Raw genomic sequence first — 6,088 nt, forward strand, 5'->3', positions numbered from 1 at the left:
CATCTACTAGCAGTGGGAGCGATACCCATGAGTACTCTTTCGTCGTCGGATCCTGAATGCGTTCGCGGATGGATGGCTGAACTGTTACTGTCTGCTCTTCCGCATTGAATGATTGGATAATTCCTGGGCACCCCACGCGAAGATTCGTCGAAGTAATGTCCATGATCATCTGATAAAGCTCGGTTTGGTTATTTGGCAATATCTCATTGATGGATAGCGTCATAAGGCCACCTCCTTATGTCCATGGGTTTGCTGTCGTAGTACTAATCATGCCTGGTATACCTCCGGCCTGACTCACGGTTGTACAGTTTGTGTACCAATCGTTCCCACGAGTATCCCCAACGTGCTCCACGCCGACCACCCGATAAATGCCGGCCGAATCAAGCGCACGCGGCACATCGCCGATTTGATACGTCTGCGCCTGGATCAAACTGCTATCGATGTGTACAAGAGTGTTGATTGAAATGGCCGGATTAAGAAGACATTGAAAAGAAACACCAAGGTCACTTTGTGTTGGTTGTCCCACCAGACCAGATGATGGCGTAAGGTCTAATATCTCACCCTTGGGTGGGTCAGCAGCGTGGATGAGATTGATTGCTCCGTTATGGGCGCTAAATGTCATGTTGTTGCCCTGGGCAATCTGCCTTATATAGTCGCGAGTCATCCCGAATACGGCCTTCCCACGCGGCAGTGTTGCTGTGCTCAGCTGCGGCGAAATATCCCCGAGCGGCGTCGGTACTGTCGCCTGACTGGCTAGATTTTCAAGCAAACTGCGTGCTGACTGACCTCGCGCGACTGTGAAGTTGGAGAATGACTGTGTCAGCATAGAATTGCCAGAGAGAGCATTTATGGTCAACCGATACGTGACATTGTCTGCTTTGTCCCGAATCGGTTCAACGACTTCTCCGTCAAAGATGACACCATACTGCGACCCATCGTATCCAGCTTCGACAACGACTCGATCTCCGTAATTGAGCAGGAAGTTTTCCGTCGCAGGGTTCAGGTTGTATATCACTATCTGCGAAAACGGTGGCTGTTGATTAACAACGTACTGAATGTCAAACGTACAGTGCAGATCTGATACATCGAGTGCGATGCCGCTGCTGTTGCTCACGATGACGCGATACCTGCGCCCGTACAGAATATCGCCTGTCCTCTGACTGTTGGCCACGACACTGTAGTTCGTTGCCGGAAAACTAACTTGGTTAGCAATTGTACTTTGAGTTGATGCAGAGGGATAAGATGAAGTAGATGAAGAACTAACTGACACGGACGAGAAGTTGAACGGGTTGCCATTCACGTATGAGTTGTACCACTGTTGAGCATAGGTCACGCGTTGGTCCATCATAGCGCCGGAGCCCGCAACTTCGTAATACTCCTCGAAGAATTCCGTGGCCGCAGTAACGCTCATGGCATTAAACGCACTCATGCCGCCAATCTTAGCAAGCGCACTCGTCCAGGCAGCATCGCCACCAGTCATCTCGTACCAAGCAAACGTAAGCTGGCCGGTCAGTGAGGTCCAATCAAGGCCGTGAGATTGACAATACGATTGCAGGTTCGTATAGCGGTCGCCTAGCCACTGAGCCAAGCCATATGCCCCGCTTGATGGATTGACCGCCGTTGGACTCAAACTTGATTCCTGCTGCCAGTTTCCCATGATGCCTGCGATTGCAGCAGCACTAAGGCCTTTGCTCGATAAGAAGTTCCATATTGCCGCAGCGTTACCCGACCCCGAAACTGGTTTTGTAGCCATTTGTCCACCTCTTATGTTTCCGTATCCGACCACACGAGCACGAAGTCTGTGCCGAGATCTGAGAAACTTGGATTGTCAGGCAATCCGGTATTTGCAGTCGGCACAACATAGGCGCTGCCAATGCCGAGATACTGGTACTGACGCAGTAAATTTGCTGCTGGATATGCTCCCGTAATGACCGGCACCGCATCGAGCAAAAGATTGTTGTTTGCGTCAGTAATGGACATGAACCAATATCCGCCGATGCTGTTCCATGTCAGGCTGAAGGTGAGCGTTACGTTGCCAGAGTCGACCGGAAGCGTGCACGTCATGGTTTGATTTGTCCCTGATGAGATGGGAACGATAACACTCGCCAACACTTTCACCTCCAAATAAAAAACCGCCTCTCTCAAGGCGGTTGTAAAAGTATATATTTGCGCTTAATTCAATTGAGTAAGCTGAAATTCTTGCGTCATTCCACCACCCACATTTGCCGACAACCCCATAATTCCAGATTCATTCGGACTCATGTCGGACGGAATGTCATAAATTAGGTCTAGAACTTCCGTTGTGTGAGGCGAAATTGTATGAGTATAGGGAAGTGCATAATAATAAGCACCATTTTTATACGTTGCTGTATCTATATTGTATTCTTCATTCACGTCCCCAATGTAATATTCCGTAGACCCATTTTTAGGCGTCCAAGTGAAGCGGAACATATCAGATGAAATTTCTTGTGGTTTTTCACTGTTGTTCGTAACATCCAGTCCAATAAAAAAATATTGTTCAGGGTTACCAAAAGCAAATACATTGTTATTTGATGTACGTACTACCGGAGCATCAATTGTGTCCGGTACTTCCAGAACGAAAGAACCTACATTTACTTTTTGACCCATATAAGCAACTTTGGATTGCATATTGCTATCAGTGCTGCTTTTTTCTGTAGAAGACTGAAGAGATGATGAATTGGTATTTGATCGCTCGGAATCTGTCACCGTATTTTCGTTTTCCTGAGATTGATTACTATTAAACATTTGCATTAATCCAGACGTTAAGCTGTTTTCGAAATCGGAATTGTTTGATGATATTTTCCACCCTGAATCTGTATGGACCAATTTAATCTCAGTATTAGTCGTTTTATCCCCAATTGATGGAGAGTTTAGGGCATTATCGAATTCCTGTATCTGCTCGCTCTGACTAAGTTGTTTATCACTGGATAAGGATGATCCCAATTCTGTCTGTATCATTTTTGTTAATATCTTACTTATATCTACACTAGTTACCGTAGCCTCTACGGTAGCATTCGAACCGTTAATTTTCTCTTTCCCCAAAGTAATCTTTGCGTGCTTAAATAAATCTTGAACTTCTTTTATCTGCGGCGACGAAGATATGCTAGAGAAAGATCCATCAGTAGGATTTGTAGTCAGCGAAGCTGCCTGTTGTAACTTACCGGAAGTTAAATCATTAACATAGGTCTGCGCTACGCTTTTAGGATCCTCACTCGTTCCGCATCCAAACAAGAAGATGGGAATCACAAGTATTATGGAACTTAAATATTTTCCCATATAGCCACCGTCCTTTCTGCAGTAATATAGCACAGAAAGGAATATGTTGGATAACATATTTTCAGAAGAGAACTACGAAGCCTTTCCGTTAAAAAGTTCTTGCGCCAGTTTTAAAAGTGACGGAGGTACACTCTGAGGCTGTTGTTTTCCCTTCTGTGAAGTATCGGTTACCGCAGGGTTAGAACTAATCTGCACGGTAGTTACTGTCGCCACCAACAGTTCTTGCATGTCGACTGTAACCTTCAATCCGTGGGTCGTCGTGTAATCATCAGGGACTGTGATGGTCTCGATCAGCATGTTTTGATACAGCCCTAGCCTTGTGTACACCTGGATGGGCACACGCAGCTGTTGTAGTTGTTTCAGGACGGTATACGCCTGCACAGAACGCGATGAACCACCCGAGAATTGACCAGGAATAAAACTCTGCGCCACGTCGGTCATGCCGATGTTCATCGACAGCGTACGAGGCTGCAGATATGCGTAGTCTGAGATGGATGACCCGGCTTGCACCGGATGACTAGTGATGGTCAATGTACTCGTATGAGTAGTTTGCAAAACCGCATCAAAGAACCATCCGCCGATGTTTGTCTTCGCATACACATAGCTTTTGATGTTGGGTGCCGTGAGATCCAAAATCGGGGACGTGCCGCTACCTGATGTTGAAGGATTAGTAGACGTGAACTGCCATACACCGCCGACATTCTTCGGATTCGGCATTATCGTTGGGATAGAAGACCACTCGATATATGTGTTCGACCCATCAAATACTTGCGGCGGCTTGACTCCGCCGATCTCCACGTCCCCGGCAGCGGTCTTCGTCAAATTAGCCCCAGTGTCCCGAGCAACCGTCCAGATAAGATAGGTAACTCCATTGACAGCTACGGCTAAATACTTTTTACCGTCGACCGTGGCACTGACCGCTGGATAGTGAGCCAACCTTATCCCTCCTTGATCACTGCACGACACTCTTGATCGTGTGCATGTGCATGTTGTAGCTATTTGTTACTGCTTTAGCCGCGGCTTGTGGACTGGAACTTGAGATATTGTTTGTCAATGGCGCGTTTACTGTCACGTTCTTGCTGGATGTCGTTGATGACCCTTGAAACATATACGGATAGGATGGAGGGCCAACTGCAGGACCCATTGCACCCGCGACCCAACTCTGTGGTATAACACCTGCATTCGCTAAGTTTTGACCCGTCCACATGTTCTGAATGACTTGACCAGCGGCTTTCCAATCCCCGTGTAAGGCATCACTAACAATGTTCACCAGACTGGTTACTTCTTCAATTGCGCCCGCTACTATTTTTATTGCACCTATAGCTAAATCAGAAAGCAGGGTGAAGAAATTTTGCATGCCATTTGTATTCTTGCTATTTGTCATCTGCCCAAAAAGGTCACCAATTGCACTAATGAGATTTTTGACAGCGGACCAGACGTCCTTAAAGGCCTTCCCTAAAGTTTGAATGGCAGATTGAGCACTCTTCGACTTTTGATCAAAGAGTACAAGTCCAGCAACCAAGGCGGCAATCGCTACAATCACTATCCCGATTGGATTGGCATCTAAAGCTAATCCGAACGTCAAAAACGCCGACCTAGCTGCTTTAATCCATTTGATTACGGTCTGGAGTATTTTAAATGCTGCAAACGAACCGGCTAAACCTAAGACAACGGCTCTAAGATCAGAAAATTGTTTGATCCCATTAGCTACTTTTATAACCCATGACCACAAACCAGGTAACGCCGATTTTGTAGGATCTTTCAAATAAGTCTCGAAGTCATCAAGCAGTAGAATGGCAGCCCCAATAGCTTCCATAAAAAGCATGAATGGATTTGAAACAGAAATAACGGCTAATGCAATTGCTACTCCTTTTGCCCAGCCAGGAAGGTAACTCAGTAGCTTTTTTAACCAATTCCATACACTTCCTAGCGCCTGTACAATATAGATACCAGCCTGCATGAACGACGCCATGACTTCGGCGACTTTCTTCGTCCACGTCGGCATGTTCTTGACGATCACGTCGTTTATGGACTGCAGGACGTTCTGCACATTCGAGATCGGCCCCTGCATGTACTTGATGAAGTAGTACCCAATCCACTGCAAGGCATAATAGGCTTCAAGACGCATTTGCTTCAGTTGTAGCTGAATGTCCTGTATCTGTTTAATCTGCTGCGTGTAATCCCCTGGTGTTTGCATCTCAAGCGCGACAGAATGCAACTCATTGTACTGCTGCATGAGTGTCGGGCTGAGATAGAGGCTCTGCAGATTGGTCCCCATTGCTTTCAGCGTAGCATTGAACGCCTGAGCCTGCTGTTGAGTCGTCCAGAGTTGGCGCGACAACATCTCCATTTGGATTTCCTGGTCACCGAGACCGCCCAAGAACTTGGCTGTGCTCGCAACCATTGCCACGCCAAACGACGTAACAGCGGCAGCCGCCTTGCCAAACATCTTCACGGCATTAGAGGCGAGCTCCGAAATCCCTCCGCCCAACTCATCGACAGCTTTTGTGGTTTGATCGTAAGACTGCTTGTCCACGCTGAAGCCAAGAGAAACAAGATACTCCTTGATGGTCTCGAGCATCAATATCTACCCCTGTCTTCTATGGATTCTTGCGCTCGCCATTGGTTTTCTGCGCGCACTTGTAAGATCTCGTGGGCATCCAAGAGATCGTCGATGTCGTACACGTCCTGCACGAGGTCTCGGTGAGTCCAGAAGTTTGCAACCACAGGGGCGTAAAGAAAGGGGTCAATATTTGCTAGCTCTGCGAGTTGATAACCGGGATACCTGAGA

At 47.1% G+C, this 6,088-nt stretch carries 7 protein-coding genes; all 7 read right to left on the reverse strand.

Annotated features, from left to right (window positions below; genetic code table 11):
• Nucleotides 1-223: Gp138 family membrane-puncturing spike protein (locus J3482_RS19240; protein WP_206922960.1), on the reverse strand; the 223-nt coding region annotated here is incomplete at its 3' end.
• 12 nt (nt 224-235) lie between these two features.
• Nucleotides 236-1,753, reverse strand: a complete 1,518-nt coding sequence (locus tag J3482_RS19245; protein ID WP_206922961.1) for a phage protein — start codon at nt 1,751-1,753, stop codon at nt 236-238.
• A gap of 11 nt (nt 1,754-1,764) precedes the next feature.
• On the reverse strand, nt 1,765-2,109 hold the full coding sequence (locus tag J3482_RS19250) for a phage baseplate plug family protein (RefSeq protein WP_206922962.1): 345 nt from the start codon (nt 2,107-2,109) through the stop codon (nt 1,765-1,767).
• A gap of 63 nt (nt 2,110-2,172) precedes the next feature.
• Nucleotides 2,173-3,297, reverse strand: coding sequence for a hypothetical protein (locus tag J3482_RS19255; protein ID WP_206922963.1), 1,125 nt, complete (start codon nt 3,295-3,297; stop codon nt 2,173-2,175).
• A gap of 72 nt (nt 3,298-3,369) precedes the next feature.
• A complete protein-coding gene (locus tag J3482_RS19260) occupies nt 3,370-4,233 on the reverse strand; it encodes a phage baseplate protein (protein ID WP_206922964.1) in 864 nt (287 codons plus the stop codon).
• A gap of 16 nt (nt 4,234-4,249) precedes the next feature.
• Entirely contained in the window at nt 4,250-5,878 is a 1,629-nt protein-coding gene (locus J3482_RS19265; RefSeq protein ID WP_206922965.1) for a phage tail family protein, read from the reverse strand.
• Nucleotides 5,878-6,088: hypothetical protein (locus J3482_RS19270; RefSeq protein ID WP_206922966.1), on the reverse strand; the 211-nt coding region annotated here is incomplete at its 5' end. The genes J3482_RS19270 and J3482_RS19265, both read right to left, overlap by 1 nt.

Source organism: Alicyclobacillus suci (genome assembly GCF_017329615.1).
GTDB classification, from domain to species: Bacteria; Bacillota; Bacilli; order Alicyclobacillales; family Alicyclobacillaceae; genus Alicyclobacillus; species Alicyclobacillus suci.